Below are 24,161 nucleotides of genomic sequence, written 5' to 3' on the forward strand. Positions count from 1 at the left end.
TATGTGGTCGGATGAGTTACTAATTTAGCCGTCGTCAGCGAAAAGTGAAAAAGGGCGTGCGGTGATTGTGATGGGATTCAAATAACGGTGACGGGAAGTTCCCCTCCTCGAAGGGAAGAGGGGATTTTGCACCTGGGACAGACGTTCCGTGGAGGGTCAGGGGGCCGGAACGACAGGTGGGCGCCGCTCAAGGCCTGGCGCCTGCCACATCGAGGTGGTCAGCCCGCTGTCGACCAGCCCGAGCTGGTCGGCATAGACCGATTGCCATTTCTCCATCATCCCCTGGTACAGTTCGCGGTGCGCCGGATTGGGGGTAAACACCCGATGCCAGCTCACCAGCTTCTCACCCGTGCTGGCCATATCGCTGTACAGGCCGGCGCCGGTTCCGGCGGCGATCGCGCAGCCCAGCGCCGTGGCTTCGCGCACAGCCGGGACCCGTACCGGCAAGCCGGTGACATCGCTGAGAATCTGGCTCCATAATGCTCCTTTCGAGCCGCCTCCGGCGAACACCAGGCTGTCGAACGTCACGCCGGAGAAGCGGGAGATTTGCGCCAGGTTACAGGCAGAGACAATCGCTGCGTTCTCCTCCAGGGCGCGGAACAGAGTGGCCTTGTTGCATTTTTCCGCATCGATGGAGAGGTTAATAAACGACGGCGCGGCGTGATACCACTGCTTAAAGTGCATGGCATCGGAGAAAATCGGCATCACGCCGTGGGAACCTGCCGGTACGCGGCTGGCCATCTCTTCGAGGAGAGCATACGCATCCACCCCCAGGCGTTCGGCAACCAGCTTCTCTTCGGCGCAAAAAGCATCGCGGAACCAGCGCATGGTCAGGCCGGTAAAGAAGCTGATCGACTCGGCCTGCGCCATGCCGGGTATGACGTGCGGGTTGATGCGGATATTCATCTGTGGATCGGTGCGGACCTCCGGCAGGTTCACCACCTGTTGCCAGAAGGTTCCCCCCAGCACCGCGCTTTGGCCGGCGCGTACCACCCCCAGACCCAGGCAGCCAAGCTGTACATCGCCGCCGCCCATGATCACCGGCGTGCCGGCACGGAGTCCGCACTGCTGCGCTGCCGTATCGGTCACCGCGCCGAGCGGAGTGCCGGTCTCTTTGACCGGCGAGAGCAGATCCGCACGCAGCCCGGCCATATCGAGCAGCGCCGGGCGCCAGTCGCGGCTGAACAGGTCGAGCATTCCGGTGGTACCGGCATTGGATGGGTCAACGGCCAGCTCGCCGGAGAGTTTTGCCGCCAGCCAGTCGCTAATCATCGTAATGGTGGCAGCCTGACGGTAAATATCCGGGCGATGGTGAGCCAGCCACAGCAGGCGCGGCATGGCGCTTAGTGCCAGCGTCTGGCCCGAGACATCATAGACTTCCGATTCAAACTGATAATCATGGATCTCTTTAAGCTCCGAGACTTCGCGGCTGGCGCGGGCATCGACGTTGGCGCAGGCCCAGATAGCCTCGCCGTTGCGGTCGTACAGGACGATGCCTTCACGCATGGAACAGCAGGCGATGGACTGAATATCGGCCGCCTGAAGGTGCGCGGCGGCCAGCGCCTGGCGGATACACTGGCAGGCCAGCAGCCAGTTGGTGGTGAGGTCAAACTCCATTGAGCCGGGAACATTTTCCACGCTCAGGTGCTTCCATTCCGCCTGACCGACCGCGACCTGGTGGCCGCTGAGATCGAAAATCACCGCCCGAATACTGCCGGTCCCGGCATCTAACGCTAACAGGTAACTCATGACATGCGCCTCGCGGTTGTTGCGCGGCGCAGGGCCATCAGGAGGCCAGCGTGAGCACCGCGCGTGCTGTTGTCTCTTCCGTTACCAGGCCATTGATGCGTTTGCCCGTCAGGGCGGCATAAATCGCCTGCGCTTTTTCCGTGCCACCGGCAACGCCGACGATGGTCGGCAGCTGCGCCAGCTCGTCGAGGGTGACGCCGAGTAATTCCCGGTGAATCTCCAGATCCTCAACCCGCCTGCCGTCGGCCTGCAGGAAATAACCTAAAATGTCGCCCACCGCGCCTTTACGCGCATACATCAACTGTTCGCCTTCGCTGATGTAGCCGGAGCGCAGGATGGTTGCGTCGCGGCGCTGGTCGATGGCGCCGATCCCCACGACCGCAGCATCCGCCGCGGTGGCCGCCAGAATCACATCCCGGACGCTCGACTCCCGACGCAGAATGTCAGCCACGTCGGCCGAAGAGACCCGCAGCGGCGCCGGAATGATGCTGACGCGACAGGCGGCGTCCAGCTGACCGATACCGGTCATATAGGGGCCCACGCCGCCGGAAAGCGTCACCAGCCGCACCTGCTGCGAACTGATAAATCCGCTCAGGTGCTGCAGACAGCTCATGGTAGCTTCACCAAACCCCACCGCCAGCAGCTGCCCAGGTTCCAGTACCCCCATCAGCGATTGCGCCGCGCCGATCCCCAGCCGCGTATTCATCGGTGGCGTATTGAGCGCCGGCAGCACGCGGGCAATCTTCAGGTCAAAACGCTGTTGCAGCTCGGTTTCCAGCGCCAGACACCCTTCATAGCGGGAGTTGATCTGCACGCGGATCACCCCGGACTGGCGGCCTTTCTCCAGCAGGCGGGAGATCTTTAACCGCGGCAGCCCCAGGCGCTCGCCGATATCGTTCTGCGTCAATCCGTCGTGGTAGTAACACCAGGCTACCCGCGCCACCAGCTCCTCTTCGGCTAACGCCAGGCCCGCGTAGCGGCTCTCTTCCGTAATGCGTTTTTCGCTCATAAAGTGAACTCTTATAAAAATTTAGATCATATGTTCGTTATTGCGCGGTCGGAAAATGTGAGCCGCCCGGCAAAACCGATCTTTCATTGTTTGCAGGTTTTTTCCAACGATCTAAAGCATGAAACTGTGATCTTTGCACGGTTGTAAATATAGTTCACCGTCTACGCTTTTGAACATTATTAAATTAAAAAATCATTTGTTCATACGAGGCGCGATGATGAAGCCACTGCTTGAAGCCCGTCAGATTCGCAAACAGTTCTCCGGCATCGCCGTATTAAAGGGCATTGATTTCACGCTCTTTTCCGGCCAGGTGCATGCGCTGATGGGCGGTAATGGCGCGGGAAAATCGACGCTGATGAAGATTATCGCCGGGGTGGAAACGCCCGACGAGGGTGAACTCATTCTTGGCGGCCGCGCTTTTGCGCGTCTCAACCCGGCGCTGGCTCATCAACTGGGCGTTTACCTTGTTCCCCAGGAACCGATGCTGTTTCCTAATCTGACGGTTCGGGAAAACATTCTTTTCCGCCTGCCCGGACGGCCCGATAACAACGGGCGGCTGCAGGAGACGCTGCGGCAGTTGAACTGCCAGCTCAATCTGGAGGCGGTGGCCGGGACGCTGGAAGTGGCGGATCAGCAAATGGTGGAGATCCTGCGCGGTCTGATGCGCGATGCGCAGATCCTGATCCTCGATGAACCCACCGCCTCGTTAACGCCCGGGGAGACGGATCGGTTGTTTCGTCAGATCCGCGCTCTGCAGGATCTCGGCGTCGGTATCGTGTTTATCTCGCACAAGCTGCCGGAGATCCGTCAGATCGCCAGCCATATCTCGGTCATGCGCGACGGCGCGGTGGTGCTGAACGGCGACACGGCGAGCTACAGCGACGCGCAGCTGATCGATGCAATGACCCCCGCCGCTCGCGGACACGATCTTAGCGATACCCAGAAGCTATGGCTGGCGCTGCCGGGGAATCGCCGCACCCAGCCGCAGGATTTCCCGGTGCTGCGGGTGGACGATCTGACCGGTGAAGGCTTTATCGATCTCAGTCTGGAGATCCATGCCGGGGAGATCGTTGGCCTCGCCGGGCTGGTGGGATCCGGGCGCACCGAATTTGCCGAGACACTCTACGGCCTGCGCCCGTCGCGGGCCGGCCGGATATGGCTGGAAAACCGCGATATCAGTCGCGACAGCACGCGCGCGCGGCTCGCCAGCGGGCTGGTTTATCTGCCGGAAGATCGGCAGGTCTCCGGGCTGTTTCTCGATGCCCCGGTGCGCTGGAACACGGTGATGTTTAACCAGCCATCGTGGTGGCAGCAGCGCCAGCGCGAAGCGGCGGTGGTGGAGCGTTACCACCGGGCGCTGGGCATCAAACTCAATCACAGCGATCAGACCGTGCGCACGCTCTCCGGCGGCAATCAGCAAAAGGTGCTGCTGGCCCGCTGTCTGGAGGCCAATCCGCTGCTGCTGATTGTCGATGAACCGACGCGCGGCGTGGATGTTTCCGCCCGGGCCGATATCTATCAACTGCTGAAAAGCGTCGCCGCGCAAAACGTGGCGGTGCTGATGATATCAAGCGATCTGGATGAGTTTGTCGGGCTGGCCGACCGGGTGGTGGTTATGCACCAGGGCCGGCAGAGCGGGGAACTGCTGCGACAGGCGGTCACCGTCGATCGCATGATGACCCTGGCCTTTGGAGGGCAGTCATGAAAACGTTACTCCGAAACCGCGAGCTGAGCGCGTTGCTGGCGATTCTGGCGCTCTTCGCGCTGCTGATTGCGCTCAACCCGGCCTGGTTCAACCTGCAAATTCTGGCGATGATTTTTGCCAGTTCGCAAATCCTCTGTCTGCTGGCGCTGGGGGCGACGCTGGTCATGCTGACCCGCAATATTGACGTCTCCGTCGGCTCGACGGTCGGCCTGAGCGCGATTGCGGTCGGTGCCGCGCTCAACGGTGGCTATGGCCTGACGGCGGCGATTGTCTTTGCGCTGGCGATTGGCGCACTGGCGGGGGCCTTCAACGGCCTGCTGGTGGTTGGCCTGCGCATTCCGGCGATTGTCGCGACGCTCGGCACCCTGGGGTTGTATCGCGGAATGATGCTGCTGTGGACCGGAGGCAAGTGGATCGAGGGGCTGCCCGATAGTCTGAAGTCGCTCTCTGAACCGTTCTTTATCGGCGTATCGCCGCTGGGTTGGCTGGTGCTGGCGCTGCTGCTGAGCGGGACCTGGCTGCTGGCACGCACCGCCTTTGGTCGCGATTTTTACGCCGTGGGCGATAACCTGGCCGCCGCGCGTCAGCTGGGCGTCGCGGTCAACCGCACGCGGATGCTGGCCTTTACGCTTAACGGCATGCTGGCGGCCTGCGCCGGGATCGTCTTTGCCGCGCAGATTGGCTTTGTCCCCAACCAGACCGGTAGCGGACTGGAGATGAAAGCGATCGCCGCCTGCGTGCTGGGCGGGATCTCGCTGCTCGGCGGGACCGGAACCCTCGTCGGCGCTTTTCTCGGCGCCTTTTTCCTCACTCAAATCGATACCGTACTGGTGCTGCTGCGGCTGCCGGCATGGTGGAACGACTTTATCGCCGGCCTCGTTCTGCTGGGCGTACTGGTGCTCGACGGACGGCTGCGCCAGGCGCTGACGCGGCATCAGCGGGCGCTGAAGTACAGCCGTTTTCAGCCCGGCAACAAAGGGGGAAAGCACGTCACCCCGTTCGAAAAACGTAAAAACAAAGAGGTGGCGTAGATGAAACTTAACTGGGAAAGCGCGCTGCTGGCATTACTGGTGCTGGAGATTCTGCTGTTTGGGGCGATCAATCCGCGCATGCTGGATATCAACATGCTGCTGTTTAGTACCAGCGACTTTATCTGTATTGGTATTGTCGCACTGCCGCTGACCCTGGTGATCATCAGCGGCGGTATTGATATTTCCCTCGGCTCCACCATTGGCCTGTGCGCCATCGCGCTGGGGGTAATGATGCAGGCGGGCTGGCCGCTGGGGCTGGCGATTCCGCTCACCCTTGCCATTGGGCTGCTGTGCGGCCTGGTGAATGCTGCGCTGATTCACTACACCGGCATCAGTCCGCTGGTGATTACTCTCGGCACGCTGTATCTCTACGGCGGCGGGGCGCTGCTGCTTTCGGGAATGGCCGGGGCGACGGGCTATGAAGGGATTGGCGGCTTTCCCGATAGCTTTACTGCTTTTGCCAACCTGACGCTATTTGGCCTACCGCTGCCGCTGGTGATGTTTGCCATCATCACCTTTTTTTTCTGGCTGTTGACCCATCGCGGGCGGTTTGGCCGCCACCTCTTTTTACTTGGACAAAATCCCAGAGCAGCACGCTATGCCGCGCTGTCGGTCAACGGTATGCCCTACGTGCTGTATGGCCTGGTGGGCGTGGCGTCGGCAATCGCCGCGTTGATTCTGGTCTCCTATTTCGGTTCGGCGCGTTCGGATTTAGGCCGCGATCTGCTGATGCCGGCGCTGACCGCTGCCGTGCTCGGCGGAGCGAATATTTATGGCGGGTCGGGTTCGATACTCGGTACGGCGCTGGCGGCACTGCTGGTGGGGTACCTGCAACAGGGTTTACAGATGGTCGGCATCCCCAACCAGGTGTCGAGCGCGCTGTCAGGGGCGCTGCTGGTTGTGGTGGTGATGGGGCGTTCGCTGAGCCTGCACCGCGAATGGGTGCGGATGGCCTGGCGGCGTCTTCTCTCGCGTAAAACAATCGGAGCATAACAAGATGAAAGCAAAACATATCCTGCAAATCAGTGCCCTGGCGCTGGCCATGAGTGTCGCGGTGGCTCAGGCGGCTGACCGCATCGCTTTTATTCCTAAGCTGGTCGGCGTGGGCTTCTTTACCAGCGGCGGCAACGGCGCGAAAGAGGCCGGCAAAGCGTTGGCGGTGGACGTGACCTACGACGGTCCGACCGAACCCAGCGTGTCCGGCCAGGTGCAGCTAATCAACAACTTCGTCAATCAGGGCTACAACGCGATTATCGTCTCGGCGGTGTCGCCGGATGGCCTGTGTCCGGCGCTGAAGCGGGCGATGCAGCGCGGCGTGAAGGTTCTGACCTGGGACTCCGATACCAAACCCGAGTGCCGCAGCATCTACATCAACCAGGGGACTCCGCAGCAGCTCGGCGGCCTGCTGGTTGAGATGGCGGAAAAACAGGTGACGAAGCCCGCCGCTAAAGTGGCATTTTTCTACTCCAGCCCGACGGTGACCGACCAGAACCAGTGGGTGAAAGAGGCGAAAGCCAAAATCGAAAAAGAGCATCCGCAGTGGGAGGTGGTGACCACCCAGTTCGGCTATAACGACGCCACTAAATCGCTGCAAACCGCCGAGGGGATCTTAAAAGCGTATCCGGATCTCGACGCCATTATCGCCCCTGACGCCAACGCGCTGCCGGCCGCCGCGCAGGCGGCAGAGAACCTCAAGCGCCAGGGCGTGGCGATTGTCGGCTTCAGCACGCCGAATGTGATGCGCCCCTACGTCGAGCGCGGCACGGTAAAAGCCTTCGGCCTGTGGGATGTGGTACAGCAGGGAAAAATTGCGGTGAACGTCGCCGATCGGCTGCTGAAAAAAGGCGATCTTAACGTTGGTGATAGCGTGGACATCAAAGATATCGGCACGCTGAAGGTCGAGCCAAACAGCGTGCAGGGCTACCAGTATGAAGCGAAAGGCAACGGTATCGTACTGCTGCCGGAGCGCGTGGTGTTCACCAAAGAGAACATCAATAACTACGACTTCTGATGGAGGACGAGATGGCAGATTTAGACGATATCAAAGAGGGGAAAGACTTCGGCTTTGACCGGCCGCAGAAGAATACGCTCTATACGTTGAAAGGCTGTGGTTCACTGGAGTGGGGGATGCAGTCCCGGCTGGCGCGTATCTTTAATCCGCAGAGCAACCGCACGGTCATGCTTGCTTTCGATCATGGCTACTTCCAGGGGCCGACCACCGGGCTTGAACGTATCGATCTCTCTATTGCTCCGCTGTTTGAGGAGACCGACGTGCTGATGTGTACCCGCGGCGTGCTACGCAGCCAGGTGCCGGCGGCGACCAACAAACCGGTGGTGCTGCGCGCCTCCGGCGGTAATTCTATTCTTAGCGAGCTCTCCAACGAGTGCGTTGCCGTGGCGATGGAGGATGCTCTGCGCCTCAACGTCTGCGCGGTGGCGGCGCAGGTCTATATCGGCAGCGAGTACGAACACCAGTCGATCAATAACATCATTAAGCTGGTGGATGCGGGCAACCGCTACGGTATGCCGGTGCTGGCGGTGACCGGCGTGGGGAAAGAGATGACCCGCGACGCCCGCTACTTCTCGCTTGCCAGCCGCATTGCTGCTGAGATGGGGGCGCAGTTTGTCAAAACCTATTTTGTCGACGAGGGGTTTGAAAAAGTCACCGCCAGCTGCCCGGTGCCGATTGTGATCGCCGGAGGCAAAAAACTGCCGGAACATGAAGCGCTGGAGATGTGCTGGCGGGCGCTTGACCAGGGGGCATCCGGCGTCGATATGGGGCGCAATATCTTCCAGTCCAGCGCGCCGCGGGCGATGTTAAAGGCGGTGAAAAAAGTGGTCCATGAGAATATGAGCGCCCGCGAGGCGTATCAGTTCTGGCAGGAAGAGAAACAGGGAGAGCAAAAATGAACGTGACGCTGGTGGAGATTAATATCAGGCCAGAGCGGGTGGCGGAGTTTCTTGACGTCTTTCGGGCTAACCATGAAGGGGCGCTGAAAGAGCCGGGCAACCTGCGATTTGACGTGCTGCAGGACCCGGAGGTGAAGACCCGTTTTTTTATCTATGAAGCCTATAAAGATGATGAGGCGGTGCTGGCGCATAAGAAAACCCCGCACTACCTGACCTGCGTGGAAAAGCTCGACGAGATGATGTCGGAACCGCGTAAGAAACGCAGTTTCGTGGGGTTGCTGCCGGAGGTGTAGACATTACCGTGCCTACGAGTCAAATCCCGTAGGCCCGGTAAGCGTAGCGCCACCGGGCATTAATGGACTACGGTTTCCTGAAAAAATCGTTATACAACATATACAAATGCGCGGCGCTCCAGGAGAAGTTGGGCGCGCCTTGCTGGGCGCCGGTCAGCGGGTTGTAGTTCTCCTGAATCGGGCCGTCGGAGGTGAGTCCTTTGGCGTGCTTAAAGAAGGTATCCGCCAGCTTGAGTGCTTCTTCACGATGACCGTAGCGTGCCATGCCTTTGAGGCCAAACCAGAACTGATCCACCCACACGCGGCCGCGCCAGTAAATATCCGGGCCAAATGCCGGGTTGGTTAATGCGGCGGTACCCAGCGGTACGAAGGTATTGAACTCTTTGGCATCGAGCATCACGCTGATCACCCCATCGGCGTGCTGCTGGGTTGCCGCGCCGTTAAACAGCGGCGACCAGCCTTCCGGGCCTTTGCCGCGTTCGACAATCGGCTTCCCGGCGCAGCCGTTGGCCAGCGGCTTTTCTTCGATCCGAATGTCGTAATAGAACGAGGTCTGCGGGTCGAACATACAGGTGTTGATATAGTCCGCCAGCTTCTGTGCCAGCGCCCGGTAGCGTTTCGCCTCATCGGGTTTACCTAGAAGGGTCGCCATCTCCGCCAGATAGTGGTTGTCGCTGTACATATAGCTGGCCTGATCAACCGACTCCTGTAACAGTGAATAGCCCAGCAGATGTCCTTGTTTATCGCGGTTTTCGGCAAAGTTGACCGTCCAGTCACTGCGCTTGCCGCCGTTGGCCACATACTTATCCAGCTGATCTTTATCGATAAAGCCGAACACCGCCGCATCATCGCGCCCTGACTCCCAGGACGCGGCGACCTGCGCCGGGATCTCCAGGCTGTCATAATCCCCCTTGCGGGTGACGGCTTCATAGGTTTTCAGGCCAGAAAGTGTCTCCTCGTTGTCGCCTTTTTTGAGCGTAAACAGCATCGCGCCGTTGGCGGTATTATGGGCTTTATCGCGAGTGGCACCGTACTCTGGCACGCCGTTGCCGTTATGATCGCGATTGCGTAGCCACCAGTCGTGATAGGCCACCAGCTTCGGATACATCTCCTGTAGCCACGCTTTATCTTTGGTGACGCGATAGACCTCCATCACCGACCAGGCGGCCAGGCTTGGCTTGGTATTGCGCTCATTCCAGTTAGTACCATCGCCGCCGCGCTCTGGGCTCAGGTTCCAGGCGATGAGGTCCGGGACGAAGCCGACGTCCTGCGGGCGTACCTTGTCGTTGGCCTGAATCTGCCAGGAGAAGACCGCGCGAATATTCTCTTTGGCGATCTCGGGGTTAAAGTGCGCCATGGCGTAAGCCTGTTTCCAGGTATCCCAGGGCCAGGTCTGATTGCCGGAGAACCAGCGCCCGGTGACCGACGGAGTGACAGTATTGTGCTGCACTGCGCCGCCCGGCGCGCGCCAGTTACCGTTAAGCGTTTCGATAGCCTTAACCGCCACCCGGGTCTGTTCGGCGGTCGCATCCGGGTTAGTCAGCCCTTTTTGCAGATAGCCGTCCCAGCGCTGCTGCGACGCGTTCAGGTAGAACGCCGGGCGAGCGAGGATATCGCGGATCTGTGCTTTCTCCGTTCGCACCTGCTCCGCGGTCAGCAGATGTGAATAGGTTGTGTAAATCGTCGTGGAGCCGCTGATTTTGGCCGTGCTGGTAAAGCGGTGGCCGTCGATTTTGGTCTCGGCCGGCAGGGACTTATGGATCTGATACTGCGACTCACCGGAGGTCATCAGGTCAGAAGCGGCGCGTACCTTGCCGAAGCTCACCGTCAGTCCGTCGTGGGTTGCCGTCAGGCGGCGCTGATAATCCGGGAATGCGCCGTCGATGGTCTTATCCGAGAGTGGTTTTCCCTCTTTGGCTTCCAGTTTTTCCAGCAGCGCGCCGTCCCATACCAGGGTGAGCGGCGTATTGCTGGTGATTTTGGTCTCCAGCAGCGAGGTGTGCGGGCTGGCAAAGCGCAGGGTCATGACTACGCGTACGCCGGGGGCGGTTAGCGTCTGTACCAGCGCGCCGGGCAGACTCCAGGCCTGAAGGGTGAAGGCCACTTTTTGACCGTTCTGATAGACCGTCAGTCGGTCGAAGCTGGTGGCCATAAAGTTGATGTACTCTTCCGTCAGCAGCGCCGGGCCGGGGAAGCCGCCCATGGTTGCCGGGCCATCCGGAAGCAGATGTCCGTGCCACGCACCGAGATCGAAAAACGGGTTAAAACGCTGGTGGTCATCGTGGTCAAAATCATGCATGTACTGTGGCGAACCGGTCCGGTTGATGACGTTTTTAAACGCATCGGCGGTGACCGCGTGGGCGGAAAAACTCAGTAGCAGCGCACAGGCCAGCGGCGTGAAACGGGTGGTGATATTCATGGTATTTATATCCCTTCTTACCAGTAGAAATATTGCATCAGGAAGACCTGATCGGCCGGATCGCCAGAAGCATTTTTCATATAAAAACGGCTGTCGGCGGCGGTAGCAAAACGGCCGCCGCCATATTCGTACCAGATACCGAATTGCATAAACGAGGTGGTCTCTTCGGCGGCACGATCCGGGCGGTGTCTGGCGTAGCTGTATGCGGTTGAAAGGTAAAAGCCTTTTAATGCTTCATACATTGCGCTGGCCATAAACCCGGTTTCGCTTCCGGGGACGTTCAGGCCTTTAGCGCGGCCGGTATGGTGCCAGGCGCGGGCGGCGAGGTTGGGTGAGAGAATACCGGTTAAAAATAGCTGCCCGGTGCCGTCGGTCACTTCCAGGCCGTTCATCCAGGTGACCTCTTTGGTCAGGTCGTACTGGATATAGCCGTTGACCATTGCCGGATAGGTATATTTATCGTCGTAGCGGTCATATTTGCCAAAGTGCAGCCAGGCTTTGCTCTCGTCATGATGTCCGGCCGGCGTAGCGGTGATGCTGTAGCGCAATTCTCCGGCCAGGTTTTGCACCTTGAGGGCGTACATGATGTCGCGGGTATTGGGGATAACGTACCCCAGGTCCGGCGTAAAATCGGCCCACCACTGCAGGTCATCCAGCGACGAGTCCTGGCGCAGGCTGAGCATGATCTCGGTGCTATCATCAGTTTTATAGCCGCCATAAAACCGGTTTATCCCGCCTTCAAACCCGCCCCAGCTGTGGCCGGGCTCCCAGGCGTTGCCCTGGCTGTCCGCCTGTACCGTCCAGCCTTCGCCGTAAATTAAACCGAACCAGTGGCCGTGCTTTATTTCCAGACCCCCTTCAATATAGGTCCCGTCGCTATACTTATGTTTATTTTCACCTTCTAAATCCATATATCCGCCGAGGCCCATCTCGCCATAAAAACGGAATGACGGAGAGGTCATTTCTGGCGTTTTTGTATCATCATGCTCCGCCGGATGGGCGATTTCAGCGGCAATAGCCGGGCAGCAAAAAGCGAGGGCAGCGAGTGCCCCGTACAGCGAATTATTATTTTTCATAACGTTTTCAGATGTATTGTTGTTTATATTTTTAGAATGATTTTTAGGTGTCTTAAGAAATATTTGAGGCTGGCGCAGCTTCCGTTTCCCGCTCTTTCTGGGTTAATCCTTTGACGTATTTGCTGTATTTCCACCATGCAAATCCAAGGAAAATGACGATTCCGCCGACGTTATAGAAAATAATCGTCATGATATTGCCGCCGGTCGGGAAGGTAGAGGCGATAAAGCCGATAGTGAAAATAACAATCAGCATTGAGACGACAACGATACCGGTCGTTCGTGAGCCCATTTTGAAATCGCGCGGCAGGTGATCCAGTTTACGGCGCAGGTTAAGGTACGCCAGCATAATAAACAGCGGTGGCAGCATGGAGGCGGCAGCGGTCATATTAATGATGGTATTCATTAATTCCTGAACGGTGTTGGAACCCAGCATCGGAATAATCATTAACGGGATGACGATCAGGAACTGAATCCATGCTGCGCGAGCCGGTACGCCATTTTTGTTCAGCTCAACGGTCTTCTTACCGAAAATGCCTTCGGGGATTTCGGAGAAGAAGATCTTCACCGGCGTCGCGGTCCACATCAGCAGCGAGCCGAACATGGCGGTAAAGGAGACGAGGCCGACGAAGCGGTTCATCATGATTTCAGGCAGGCCAAAGTACGCTGCCAGGCCGTGGAACACCTGCACTGAACCGCCGGTAAATTTCAGCTCTTTGCTGCTGACGAAAACGTTAATCAGTACTGAAGAGACAGAATACAGTACGCCAATCACAATCCCGGCAAGGATTATCACTTTGACAAAGGATTTCGAACCGCCTTTGACGTCATTTACGTAGACCGCAACGGACTCTGCCCCGCCGGCCGCCATAAAGATCCAGGTGGTTATCCCAAGGAACGCCCAGTTAAAATTCGGGATCATCGCTTCGACGGTAATCGGGTCCGCCGGCTGTACGCCGCCGACCAGCGCGGTTCCCGCCAGTAAAATATAGGAGAGCGTCAGCAGCAGCATCAATGATGAGGTTACGGAAGTTATCGGCCCCAGCATTTTCGCGCCGTTGGTAGAAACCCATGTGGAGAAGGCGAACAGCGCCATGCTTAGCACCGTTGTTGCCACAGGGGTCAGAATGTACTCGTAGCCTAAAAAGGCGTACGAGGCGTAGGCAATAACGCGTGGCAGCAGGGAAGTAAAAAAGAACAGGTTCACGAACCAGTAGGTATAGGCGGTAATAAACGCCCAACGGCCGCCCAGCGAGCTTTTGACCCAAGCATAGACCCCCGCTTCAGAGGTTTTATTCAGTGACACGAATTCCGCAATGATCAGGCAAAACGGGATGAAGTAGAACAAGGTGGCGAGGAAAAACATCGGCGCCGATGCCAGTCCTAATTCGATATTGTTATTGATAACGTTATTAAAACTGTAAACGGCGGCGAAGGTCAGCGACAGCAGGCCGAACTTACCGATGGTATTACGTTTGGTATCAGACATAACACATCTCCACACATTGTCCTTCAGAGGATGCCGAAGGGGGTTGTGTTGTTTGTAAGACAGAGGTAGTTAAGTAGTGAAGTTAATTTTAGTAAAAGTTTTAGTAAATAACAGAAATAAAACCCGGTTGCTTTAACTCGATCACGAAAAAGCTGAGCGTTACGTAATGACAGGTAGAAAAAATCCCGCCAGCGGGACAAGCGCTGGCGGGAGAACGCGACACGTTATCTGGAGATACCCGGTGCCGTCGCAGCCGACGCTTTCTGGCGCTGCTGCTGTTTTTTCTCAAAGCGGGTGATCCACCACCAGGCAAGGCCTGAGAAGACGGCGGTCATAAAGACGTTGATAAAGAAGGCGTTAACCAGGTCGACACCCGCCGGGAAGGCGGAAGCCGTCATGCTGACCACAAAGATAACAATCAGCATAGAGACGATGCCCATGCCGACCTTGCGCGAGCCCATGCGGAAGTCGCGCGGGGTATCATCGTGTTTCCAGCGTAGAACAAAGTAGGCCACCATAATAAACAGCGGCGGCAGCATTGCAGTGCCGGCGGTCAGATTAATGGCCGTATTCATCATCTGCTGCACGCTGGCGGAGCCGAAGCCGTTAACGATAAGCATCAGGAAGACGAACAGGAACTGCCACCATGCGGCGCGTACCGGTACGCCATGCGCATTCAGTTCGGTGGTTTTCTCGCCGTAGATGCCGGCCGGAATTTCAGAGAAGTGGATTTTTACCGGTGCCGCGGTCCACATCATCATGCTACCGAAGATGGCGATAAACAAAATAACCCCGACAAAGCGGCCCATCAGCAGCTCAGGAATATGGAAGTAAGCTCCCAGTCCGGTAAAGATTTCCACCATCCCACCGGCGTAGGTCAAATCTTCACGTGCGACGAACACGTTGACCAGCAGCGAGCCCAGCGCATACATGCCGCCAATCAATACGCCAGCGGAGATAATGACTTTGATAAACGATTTCTGGCCGCCCTTGGTATCGTTCAGATAGGCTGCCACGGTTTCTGCGCCGCCTGCGGCCTGGAAAATCCAGCACATGATGCCCAGCGTGGCCCAGTTGATGGTCGGCTCCATGGCGGAGAGCGTAATCGGCTGTGCCGGGACGTGGCCAGAACTTAATGCGGTAAAGGCGCCGACGACGTAGATAGCAAACAGCGCGAAGACGCCGTAGGCCACGCACTCGGAAATTCTCCCCAGCCACGTCGCCCCTTTAGTCGAGATGTGGGTTGCCATGGCGAACAGCACGATGGAGATCATTGAGGTGACCATCGGGGAGAAGGGAATGGCGTACCCCATCACGGCGTATGAGGCATAGGCCACGACGTTGGGCAGTAGCGAAATGAAAAAGAACAGGTTCACGAACCAGTACAGGAACGAGCCGAGATAGGCCGCCCGTGACCCTAACGGCTGTTTCAGCCAGGCATACATGCCCGATTCGGAATGCTTATTGGCCGAGACAAATTCGGCGATGATAAAGACAAAGGGGATGAAATAGACCACCGTGGCAAACAGGAAGATCGGGGCGGAACTCAACCCTAGCTCAATGTTGTTATTGATGATGTTCCGCACGTTAAACACGGCGGTGAAGGCCATCGACAGCAGGGCGAATTTGCCTATTTTGGCGCGAACTGATTCGGACATAAGTCCTCCGGGAAATCATGTAGCCCGTATTCTGGGCTGGAAACGGTCAGGTCAGCGGGTATCCCGCTGACCTTGGGTATTGCTGAGGACTGCACTACTTATTCAGGAAATAGCCGTCTTCAATCGTTACTTTGAGCACCACTTTTTTGACCGGCGTTTCGCTGATAAAACGGTAGGCCTCATCGTTATCACAAATCACCATCTGTCCTTCATGCACCTGGACGGTCTCACCGAGGCCTTTCAGGTATTCGCGATCCGTCTCATCCCGGTAGCAGGCTACGGTTTGCAGCTGTGCTTTCGCGGCAAACTCGATCTTTTGCTGTCCCTGCAGGTAGTAATGCACCTCGAAGTAGCGGCGATGGCCGGCAAACAGCGCATCGGTGGTGCTGTCATTTTCCACGCGATAGGAGAGTGAGTCCCCGATCGAATGGGCCACGCCAGGGCGAATGTTTTCGATGTTATTAATGGCTTCCACGCAGCGCTGCCATTTACGTCCGCTGTGATAGATCTGCTTAAATTGTTCTAAATTATCAAGAATTCTCATTTTTCAGCCTCGCTGTGTGAAACGGGGGAAAAGAAACCGGCACCGAAGTCATGGTTCGCCAGCACCTGCGAGGAGCCGCATCCGCCTTCCAGCGGCAGCAGCGTAAAGCCATAGTTGAAGGGGGTGAGCCAGACGCGCCAGCTATCCAGAACTTCGCTGCCCCAGGAGTTGGAGCCAAGGCCGAGCAACCGGGCGTCAATGTTCAGCGTGATGTCGTCGCTGCGCTGGAGTTCGTTGCAGTGCTGGGCTGCGTGCAGATTTTCTGCCGTGTAGTGCCAGGCGCTGACGTTCAACGGCGCACGCGGAACCACCAGCAAACCGCTGCCGTGGCGGTTGGTAAATGACGCCCAGCGTACGTGCTGACGGTTGCCGTTATTCTGTGGGAACGGGTAGTTCTCAAACATGTCGTCAACGCTGGTACGCCAGACATCGATAATATTGCTCTGCTGGCTATCGGCGTAGTTCTCTCCTGGCCCGCGACCGTAATAATTGACCTGCTCAAACTGACCGTTAATCCCCATCATAAAGCCGATGCACGGAACGATATGCGGGTAGTCGCCGTAGCGCTCGCCTTGCAGTTCAACGTTGATATGGCCCTGTGGCGTGATCTGCCAGCGATAGGTACAGCGCATCCCGAAATCAAAAACCGGCGGCGCGATAATCGTCCGCGTAGTGACGATAACGGTCTCGCCCTGCTGTTCAACGCTGAACTCCCGCAGATGCTCCTGCATGATGTGCAGATGGTTCGGCTGCCACAGCCCCTCATATTCCTGTTTATGGTTATCAATCATCGGTTTGAAGAAGTTAATCTTCGGCTCACGGGTCACCTGCTCGCAGCCATTAATCAGCCAGCGGGTCAGTTTGCCGCTGAGTTTAGAGAATTCGACGCGGAAATTATGCCCGGTCAGGGTGTAGCTCAGACGTTCGTCAGCAATCTGCAGCGGCGTTGCGCTGGCATTGGCGAGCGTCGTTTTTGCCGCTGTCTGCGCCTTTAGCGGGAACTGATACACGGCAATATCGTGGTTGGCTTCGCTATACAAGGTCCGGGAATCTTTGGTGACGATGACGTTGACGAATGTTTCACGCGCATCCAGTTCGGGCAGCGCAATCGTGATATCACGACCGCTGTTCGGCGGCAGATCGCGAACTTTTATCGTCTGAGTCGACAGCGTTTCCCCTTCGGCGCGCACTTCAATGCGCAGGGTGTAATCGTCGAGGGTGGAGAACCACAGTTTGTTCTCGATGCGCAGTTCGCCGCGATGGATATCCGTCGCCTGCACCTTGACCGGCGCAATAACCTGCTTGTACTCCCTTAAACCCGGTCCAGGGGTTTGATCGGAGAAGATCAGGCCGTCGAGGCAGAAGTTATAGTTGTTCGGGTAGTCGCCATAGTCGCCGCCGAATTTGTACCATACTGCACCGTTCTCATCGGTGGCCTGAATACCGTGATCGCACCACTCCCACACGTAGTGGCCCTGAATGCTGTCGTGCTGGTAAAAAACGTTCTGGTATTCGGTCAGCCCGCCCGGGCCGTTACCCATGGCGTGGGCATATTCGCAGATAATGCGCGGCTTCTCGTGCGGGTGCTCGCCGAACTCATTCATCAGCGGTACGCGGGTATACATGGTCGAGATGATATCGACGACTTCGGCGTCGCGGTCCTCTTCGTAGTGCACCAGGCGGGTATCATCCAGCGCTTTGGTGGCGTGATACATCGCGCGAATGTTACAGCCGTAGCCGGATTCATTCCCCAGAGACCAGATGATGATTGACGGGTGGTTTTTCTGCGCGTGTACGTGCCGCACGATGCGCTCAACGTATACGTGCTCCCAGCCTGGGTCATCGGTAATGCGGCTCAGGTTGCCGACGTTGGCGAAACCATGGGACTCCACGTCGGTTTCCGCCATCACAAACAGGCCGTAAATATCGCACAGCTCATAAAAGCGCGGATCGTTTGGATAGTGGGCGGTGCGCACCGAGTTGATATTGTGCTGCTTCATTAACAGCAGATCTTTTTCGACGCGATCCATCCCGACGGCGCGGCCTTTCAGATGGTCGTTGTCGTGACGGTTGACGCCATGGAGCATCACGTAATGGTTGTTGATGTAGAACAGGCCATTGCGCACCTTAATGTCGCGAAAACCGACGCGCTGCGGGATGATTTCGAGCACTTCACCGGCGGCGTTTTTCACCGTCATCACCAGATGATAGAGCCAGGGATTCTCCGCCGACCACTGCTGCGGGGCGGTGACATCAATGGTGAAACCGCTCTCCAGCGATTGCCCGACCGTCAGGCGACCGGTGGTACCCTGATACAGCGCGCTGTCGCCATCAAACAGAGTATATTCCACGCTGACATCGGCAGGCTGGCCGCTCAGATTTTCCAGCACCAGCTGGCAGGAGAGGGTGGCGTCGCGGTAATCGTCATTAAAATCAGTACGTACGGTAAAGTCCTGCACGTGAAGTGGATTTTTACCCACCAGGTAGACATCGCGGAAGATCCCCGCCATCCACCACATATCCTGGTCTTCAATATAGGTGGAGTCTGCCCACTGCATTACCCGCACGCACAGCAGGTTATCACCGGTTTTCACCGCCGCGCTGATATCAAACTCGGCGGTCAGACGACTGCCTTTGCTGAAGCCAATATACTGGCCGTTGACGTAGACTTCGAAGTAGGTCTCGACGCCGTCGAACTTAATCAGGGTCTGCTTACCCTTCCAGCCGTCGCCGAGGGTGAAGATGCGCTGATAGGCGCCGGTTGGGTTGTCAGTTGGTACGTACGGCACGTCAATCGGGAAGGGAAAACCTTCATCGGTATACTGAAGCTGCCCGTGGCCTTCCATCTGCCACATTCCCGGCACGGTGATCGGACCCCAGCCCGCGATATATTCGCGGGTGAACGTCTCCGGAACCAGCAGCGGGTGCGTGAAGAAGCGGAAGTTCCATTGCCCGCTAAGCGATAAAAAGCGGCTGCTGGTTTCGCGGACAAAGGTGCGCGCCTGCGCCAGCGTATCGTAAGAGAAGAAATACGCTCGCGGCGGCAGCCTGTTTTCATGAGTCAGTTGAAGATTTTCCCAGCGATTCATATCGCCTCCCTGTACGGATCTGATGTAATACGTCTATTTTAGTAAAACTTTTACTAAATAAAATGGGCGGGGATGATTTACTTTAACTCGATCACAAAATGAGCGTTGTCAGAGGGGGGCGAACGTGCAAATCAGAAAATACCGGGGAGCGGAATTTTACCGCATTTACGCCGGGATGGACGTAGAGGAAGTCTCCCCGGCCGGCCTGGTGCCGCCGGGGAAGTTTCGCGCGAAGAGGGTGTTATCGGGTGGTGCCGCGCAGCTTCAGGACGCTGGGGACAAAGACGTTCAGCGGTAACGCCCGGCCATCGCGGGCTTTTTCGTACAGCAGGTTCACCCCCTGGCTTCCCATCATTTCTGAGTGGATGCGCACGGTCGACAGTGGCGGGAAGGTGAAACGCGCGGTCGGAATATCATTCACGCTGATTAACGAGATATCTTCAGGTATCGACAGGCCGCGTTCGTGAATGGCGCGCAGGACGCCGATGGCAATCGAGTCCGAGGCGACAAATAGCGCCATCGGGTAGTCTTCCTGAGCCAGCATTGTTTTCGCCAGCTCATAGCCCGACGAGCTGTAGAAACCGCCGCGCCAGATATCACCCTGTGAGACCACGCCTTTTAGCTGTCCGTACTCAACGAATGCCATTTCGCGGATATCGGCTTTGCCGGGTTCATCCTGGCCACCGATAAAGCCAATGCGTGAAGCCCCCTGGGCGATAAAGAAGTCGATCACCTCTTTGGCGATGCGCACCAGATCGATATCCACCGCATCGTAACTGCTGTCTGGCTCATGAAAATCGATAAAGCAGATATTGTCGGTCAGCGCGGTGGCGGCTTCGCGAATGGCGCGGGAAGGCTTGCCGACGATCAGTACGCCGGTGGCTTTTTTCAGTTCGGGTAGCGCGCTGTTGAGGTAGCAGTTGGTCAGCTCGATCCCCAGTTTTTCGCACTGGGTTTCAATCCCGTGGCGGATTGCCAGATAGTAAGGATCGTTAATCTCCAGATCCTGCTGGTAGCTGTAGAGCGCCAGAATATGGTGATGGCCCACGGCATGAACCTGCGCCTTACGCGAACTGCTGCTTTTATATTCCAGCTTCTCCGCAATCTCCAGGATACGGTGCTTGGTCTCTTCTTTCACGTTCAGGGTCGGATCGTCGTTTAATACCCGTGAAACCGTCGCCAGTGAGACACCCGCTTCGGTTGCGATATCTTTGAGTGTTGCCATCTTATTCCTTATCTGACGTTGCCCCATCTGCGCCCGCCCATTGTAAAGCAAGCTTGGGTTCCTGCATCTGTTTTCAGTAAATATTGCTGGTTTTATTCGCAGCGAACGGGGTCTTTTTTCCGCCATAAAGAGTGACGGAAGTAACATTCCTGTCAGCGGGATGCTGAACAAATAATTAAACTTGCTATATTTTACTAAAATTTTACTGGAGGTAAACGATGGATACTGTTGCTTACGATGATTTTGCCAGACTGGAAATGCGTACCGGGAAGATTGTTGAGGTTAAACGGCATGAGAATGCCGATAAGCTGTATATCGCGAAGATTGATATTGGTGAGCGTATCTTGCAAACGGTGACAAGCCTGGTGCCTTACTACAGCGAACAGGAGCTGTTGGGAAAAACGGTGGTGGTGCTGTGCAATCTGGCGAAGGCCAAAATGCGGGGTGAAACGTCGGAGTGCATGCTGCTGTGCGCAGAGACTGAGGATGGCAGCGAAAGCGTGCTGCTGACGCCGGAGCGTCTGATGCCACCTGGCGTACGGGTGGTTTAAGCTTCGTTTCTCTGCGTTAGGATATCGGCGATACCGCAGGAAAAGCGCCTCTCCCCGATGGGGAGAGGACAGCGAAGAGTAGAGAGCATCAGGCCTCTTCTACGGCAACCCGCAGTGCAGCCAGCGCCTGACGCGCCGCGCTGAGCACCAGTTCGCACTGCTCAATCGTCAGCGTCAGCGGCGGTTCGATGCGAATGGTTTTGGCATTATTTAACGTTCCGGCCACCAGAACCCGCTGGCGGAACATCTCGCTGGCGAAGTTATAGCCGATCTCGTTATCCACGAACTCAATCGCCATCAGCATCCCTTTACCGCGAACTTCATTTACCAGATCCGGATACTCACGGGACAGTTGATGGAAGCCGTTTAACAGCAGCTCACCTTTCTGTTCCGCCTGGGCCGGCAGATTCTGCGTCAGCAGGACGTTGATCGTGGCCAGCGCTGCGGCACAGGCCAGCGGATTACCGCCGAAGGTGGTGGTGTGCAGGAACGGGTTGTCGAACAGCACCGAGAACACCTCTTCGGTGGCAATCGTCGCCCCAATTGGCATAACGCCGCCGCCGAGCGCTTTGGCAAGACACAGAATGTCCGGCTGAACGTTTTCGTGCTCGCAGGCAAACATTTTGCCGGTACGCCCCATGCCGGTTTGCACTTCGTCGAGGATCAGCAGCGCGCCAAATTCATCGCACAGCTTACGCACCGCGGGCAGGTAGCCCTGCGGCGGCAGAATCACGCCCCCTTCGCCCTGTATTGGCTCAAGGATCACCGCCGCGACATCATCACCGGTTTTTTTACACTCGCTCAGCAGCGTACGCATCGCGTTGATATCGCCAAACGGCACGTGACGGAACCCTGGAAGTAGCGGCATAAAAGGCTTACGGAATGTCGATTTCGCGGTGGCCGATAGCGCGCCCAGCGACTTACCATGAAAAGCGCCGCTGGTGGCCACAAACGTAAATTTACCGCGCGGCGACTGGTAGGCTTTAGCGAGTTTCAGCGCCGCTTCGACCGACTCTGTGCCGCTGTTACAGAAGAAGCTGTATTTCAGCTTGCCGGGGGTTAACGCCGCCAGCGTTTTTGCCAGCATGGCCCGCAGCGGGTCAAGCAGTTCCTGGCTATGAAGAGGTTGTTTCGCGAGCTGATGCTCGACGGCGGAAATGACAACTGGATTACGGTGCCCTACATTAAAAATTCCAAAGCCACCCAGGCAATCGACAAACTCTTGTCCCTGAGTGTCGACAAGCGTATTTAACCCTCCCGCTTGCCACTCTACGGCTCCGTAATCCCCGCCAGCAGTAACCGATTTTCGGTACTCTAAAAAACCGGGATTCACATGCTCTTTAAAATATTCCCTGACCTCCTGGTTAAGTGCTTTCATCTCCTCATGATCAAGCGTTCGCTTCTCAATGAGATTCAGTGCGTGTGCGCTGCAGGCCAGAGCCGATGCGCTGGAAGGTAACCTGTTCAAAGTGAGCTCCTGGGACGGGCGTATCACATGATACTGAATTAAGTATTGCAGGGATTACGCCACTTCGGCACGGGAGCTGAAAATCGGGATAAACGCAGCGCGAAAGCGCATTTGCGCGAAATTTAATCTCACGGCGATATTTTTGGCATGTTTTACTCCTGAACGGGGGACGTTACCCGCCGGGAGGGAGCCCCGTGCGTGCTGCCTGGTGGTGCAGATTGCCCAATATGGGGGCAGGAGGGGGGACTGGCATCCCCCCGGAGGGGTTAATCGAGCTGGGAAATCTCCATTGCCGCGCGGTCAATGACGGCGACAATCTGTTTCAGCTGAGTCTCGCTGATGGCCTGTTGATTTACCTTTAAATCCAGTACGGCTTTAAAGTTCTCCAGCGCCCGCTTCATTTGCGGGTTTTTGCGCAGTTCACAGCCGACCATACGGGCCTGCAAACGTTCCTGGATATGGCCGAGCTGTTCCTGATTCTCGGCATGCAGGAGGCTGCCCTCTGCGGTTATGGCGATTTTTTTGCGGCCATTTTCCTCTTCGACGCTGATAAGCCCCTGATCCTGAAGGAGATCAAGAGTTGGATAGATCACACCCGGACTCGGGCTGTAGTTGCCCTGGGTCAGGTTTTCTATCTCTTTAATCAATTCGTAGCCGTGGCTGGCGTTGCGGGTGAGGATGTCGAGGATCACCAGACGCAGTTCGCCATGGCCGAAGAAACGCTGACGGCGTCCGCCGCCGCCACCACCCCGGCGACCGTGTTCGCCATGTTCGCCGCCCCGGCGGCCATGCTCCCCGCGTTCGCTGTGTTCACCGTGGTGGCCACGTGGCCCTCGACCTTCTTCATGATGATGTCGCATAGTTTGCTCCTGTATGTTTTGATATATCTAATCTATATCTAAAAATTAATACTTAGCAAGCATGAATCTGAATATTTTAATAATTATTTGATTTTAAATGTTTTTATTTTGTTTGTTGTACTTTGTTGCTTTTTGTCACGGCTATATCAAAAAAAACTTGCATTCTTTTTTAATGGCAATCATTATCATTTGGGTAAAGTTTAGATATATCTATAAATCTCACGAAGGCGAATGACGATGATAAAAACGAAAGAACCTCAGTACCCGAAACGCGTTCGCAATGAGCTGCGTTTTCGCGAGTTAACCGTGCTGCGCGTTGAGCGCGTCGGCGCCGCCTTCCAGCGCATTGTGCTGGGCGGAGAGGCGCTGGAAGGTTTTGTCTCCCAGGGTTTTGACGACCATACCAAACTCTTTTTCCCGCAAGCCGGTACTGCGTTTACACCGCCGCAGGTGACGGAAGAGGGCATTAACTGGGGGGAAGGCGTCCGTCCGGCAACTCGCGACTACACGCCGCTGTATGATGCCGAACGTCATGAACTGGCCTATGACTTCTTCATCCATGACGGCGGTATTGCCAGCAGCTGGGCGCTGGCGGCAAACGTCGGCGATAAGCTGGTGATTGGTGGGCCACGTGGTTCGCTGGTGGTGCCAGAGGATTATGCCTGGCAGCTGTATGTCTGCGATGAATCCGGTATGCCTGCGCTGCGCCGCCGTCTGCTGGGCCTTAGCCGCCTGCCCGTGCGCCCGCAGGTTACGGCGCTGGTGACGATCGGCGAGGCATCGTATCAAGATTATCTGGCGGATCTGCAGGGCTTTAATATTGAGTGGATCGTCGGCCATCATTCGTCCGTGGTGGCTGAACGTCTGGCGCAGGTGAGCGTGCCTGCGGAAGATTATTTTATCTGGGTGACCGGTGAAGGCGCGGTGGTGAAATCACTGCTCGGTCGGTTTGAAAATGATGAAATTGACCCGCAGCTGGTGCGTTCCCAGGCCTACTGGCACAGTAAATAGCCTGATGCCCGGGCTACGGCGTCAGCGCGTTACCCGGGATAGCGGCTATTCTGTTCTGTCGCCCGGCTCAGCGTCGC

Annotated in this window: 19 protein-coding genes; 8 read left to right on the plus strand and 11 right to left on the minus strand. The window is 56.9% G+C overall.

What is annotated here, in order from left to right:
• Window positions 1-156: 156 nt before the first annotated feature.
• Both lsrK and lsrR read right to left on the minus strand, forming a co-directional pair.
• Window positions 157-1,749 carry an autoinducer-2 kinase gene (gene lsrK, locus DSD31_RS03250; protein ID WP_004867902.1) on the minus strand — a complete coding sequence of 531 codons (1,593 nt, stop codon included), beginning with the start codon at window positions 1,747-1,749 and terminating at the stop codon, window positions 157-159.
• A 37-nt stretch (window positions 1,750-1,786) separates the two neighbouring features.
• Entirely contained in the window at window positions 1,787-2,758 is a 972-nt protein-coding gene (gene lsrR, locus DSD31_RS03255; RefSeq protein WP_004867898.1) for a transcriptional regulator LsrR, read from the minus strand.
• Window positions 2,759-2,975: 217 nt separating this feature from the next.
• Between lsrR and lsrA the strand changes: the two genes are divergently transcribed.
• The 6 genes from lsrA to lsrG are packed head-to-tail and all read left to right on the plus strand — an operon-like array spanning window position 2,976 to window position 8,697.
• The gene (gene lsrA / locus DSD31_RS03260; RefSeq protein WP_004867895.1) at window positions 2,976-4,463 is read left to right on the plus strand and encodes an autoinducer 2 ABC transporter ATP-binding protein LsrA; all 1,488 of its coding nucleotides are present in this window, start codon (window positions 2,976-2,978) and stop codon (window positions 4,461-4,463) included.
• Entirely contained in the window at window positions 4,460-5,494 is a 1,035-nt protein-coding gene (gene lsrC, locus DSD31_RS03265) for an autoinducer 2 ABC transporter permease LsrC (protein ID WP_113990826.1), read from the plus strand. The genes lsrA and lsrC overlap by 4 nt, the downstream gene beginning before the upstream one ends.
• Complete coding sequence (gene lsrD, locus DSD31_RS03270; protein ID WP_004867891.1) at window positions 5,495-6,487, plus strand: autoinducer 2 ABC transporter permease LsrD; 993 nt, start codon at window positions 5,495-5,497, stop codon at window positions 6,485-6,487.
• Between the two features lie 4 nt (window positions 6,488-6,491).
• Entirely contained in the window at window positions 6,492-7,505 is a 1,014-nt protein-coding gene (gene lsrB / locus DSD31_RS03275) for an autoinducer 2 ABC transporter substrate-binding protein LsrB (protein WP_004867888.1), read from the plus strand.
• An 11-nt stretch (window positions 7,506-7,516) separates the two neighbouring features.
• The gene (lsrF, locus tag DSD31_RS03280; protein ID WP_004867885.1) at window positions 7,517-8,404 is read left to right on the plus strand and encodes a 3-hydroxy-5-phosphonooxypentane-2,4-dione thiolase; all 888 of its coding nucleotides are present in this window, start codon (window positions 7,517-7,519) and stop codon (window positions 8,402-8,404) included.
• A complete protein-coding gene (lsrG, locus tag DSD31_RS03285; protein WP_064359236.1) occupies window positions 8,401-8,697 on the plus strand; it encodes a (4S)-4-hydroxy-5-phosphonooxypentane-2,3-dione isomerase in 297 nt (98 codons plus the stop codon). The genes lsrF and lsrG overlap by 4 nt, the downstream gene beginning before the upstream one ends.
• A gap of 67 nt (window positions 8,698-8,764) precedes the next feature.
• On the opposite strand, the gene ygjK is transcribed toward lsrG, so the two are convergent.
• From ygjK to ebgR, 7 genes are all read right to left on the minus strand, one after another.
• Window positions 8,765-11,116 (minus strand): alpha-glucosidase, encoded by a 2,352-nt coding sequence (gene ygjK / locus DSD31_RS03290; RefSeq protein ID WP_064359235.1) that lies wholly within the window; start codon window positions 11,114-11,116, stop codon window positions 8,765-8,767.
• Between the two features lie 17 nt (window positions 11,117-11,133).
• Entirely contained in the window at window positions 11,134-12,192 is a 1,059-nt protein-coding gene (gene ygjJ, locus DSD31_RS03295; protein WP_065907104.1) for a protein YgjJ, read from the minus strand.
• 52 nt (window positions 12,193-12,244) lie between these two features.
• Window positions 12,245-13,678 (minus strand): amino acid permease, encoded by a 1,434-nt coding sequence (locus DSD31_RS03300; RefSeq protein WP_064359233.1) that lies wholly within the window; start codon window positions 13,676-13,678, stop codon window positions 12,245-12,247.
• Window positions 13,679-13,902: 224 nt separating this feature from the next.
• Entirely contained in the window at window positions 13,903-15,336 is a 1,434-nt protein-coding gene (locus DSD31_RS03305) for an amino acid permease (RefSeq protein WP_064359232.1), read from the minus strand.
• 94 nt (window positions 15,337-15,430) lie between these two features.
• A complete protein-coding gene (locus tag DSD31_RS03310) occupies window positions 15,431-15,880 on the minus strand; it encodes a beta-galactosidase subunit beta (protein WP_064359231.1) in 450 nt (149 codons plus the stop codon).
• The gene (ebgA, locus tag DSD31_RS03315) at window positions 15,877-18,969 is read right to left on the minus strand and encodes a beta-galactosidase subunit alpha (protein WP_088883615.1); all 3,093 of its coding nucleotides are present in this window, start codon (window positions 18,967-18,969) and stop codon (window positions 15,877-15,879) included. The genes DSD31_RS03310 and ebgA overlap by 4 nt, the downstream gene beginning before the upstream one ends.
• Before the next feature lie 241 nt (window positions 18,970-19,210).
• The gene (gene ebgR / locus DSD31_RS03320) at window positions 19,211-20,194 is read right to left on the minus strand and encodes a transcriptional regulator EbgR (RefSeq protein ID WP_113990827.1); all 984 of its coding nucleotides are present in this window, start codon (window positions 20,192-20,194) and stop codon (window positions 19,211-19,213) included.
• 218 nt (window positions 20,195-20,412) lie between these two features.
• Here ebgR and DSD31_RS03325 point away from each other — a divergent pair, with 218 nt between their 5' ends.
• Window positions 20,413-20,745 carry a tRNA-binding protein gene (locus DSD31_RS03325; RefSeq protein WP_065907099.1) on the plus strand — a complete coding sequence of 111 codons (333 nt, stop codon included), beginning with the start codon at window positions 20,413-20,415 and terminating at the stop codon, window positions 20,743-20,745.
• Window positions 20,746-20,833: 88 nt separating this feature from the next.
• Here DSD31_RS03325 and ygjG read toward each other — a convergent pair whose 3' ends face one another.
• Together ygjG and DSD31_RS03340 are read right to left on the minus strand one after the other, a co-directional pair.
• Window positions 20,834-22,213, minus strand: a complete 1,380-nt coding sequence (gene ygjG / locus DSD31_RS03330) for a putrescine aminotransferase (RefSeq protein ID WP_064359227.1) — start codon at window positions 22,211-22,213, stop codon at window positions 20,834-20,836.
• Between the two features lie 266 nt (window positions 22,214-22,479).
• The gene (locus DSD31_RS03340) at window positions 22,480-23,073 is read right to left on the minus strand and encodes a PadR family transcriptional regulator (RefSeq protein WP_004867865.1); all 594 of its coding nucleotides are present in this window, start codon (window positions 23,071-23,073) and stop codon (window positions 22,480-22,482) included.
• A 237-nt stretch (window positions 23,074-23,310) separates the two neighbouring features.
• Here DSD31_RS03340 and DSD31_RS03345 point away from each other — a divergent pair, with 237 nt between their 5' ends.
• Complete coding sequence (locus tag DSD31_RS03345; protein WP_004867861.1) at window positions 23,311-24,084, plus strand: siderophore-interacting protein; 774 nt, start codon at window positions 23,311-23,313, stop codon at window positions 24,082-24,084.
• The last annotated feature ends 77 nt before the right edge of the window (window positions 24,085-24,161 follow it).

This window comes from Klebsiella sp. X13, from assembly GCF_003323835.1.
Classification (GTDB): domain Bacteria; phylum Pseudomonadota; class Gammaproteobacteria; order Enterobacterales; family Enterobacteriaceae; genus Klebsiella; species Klebsiella ornithinolytica.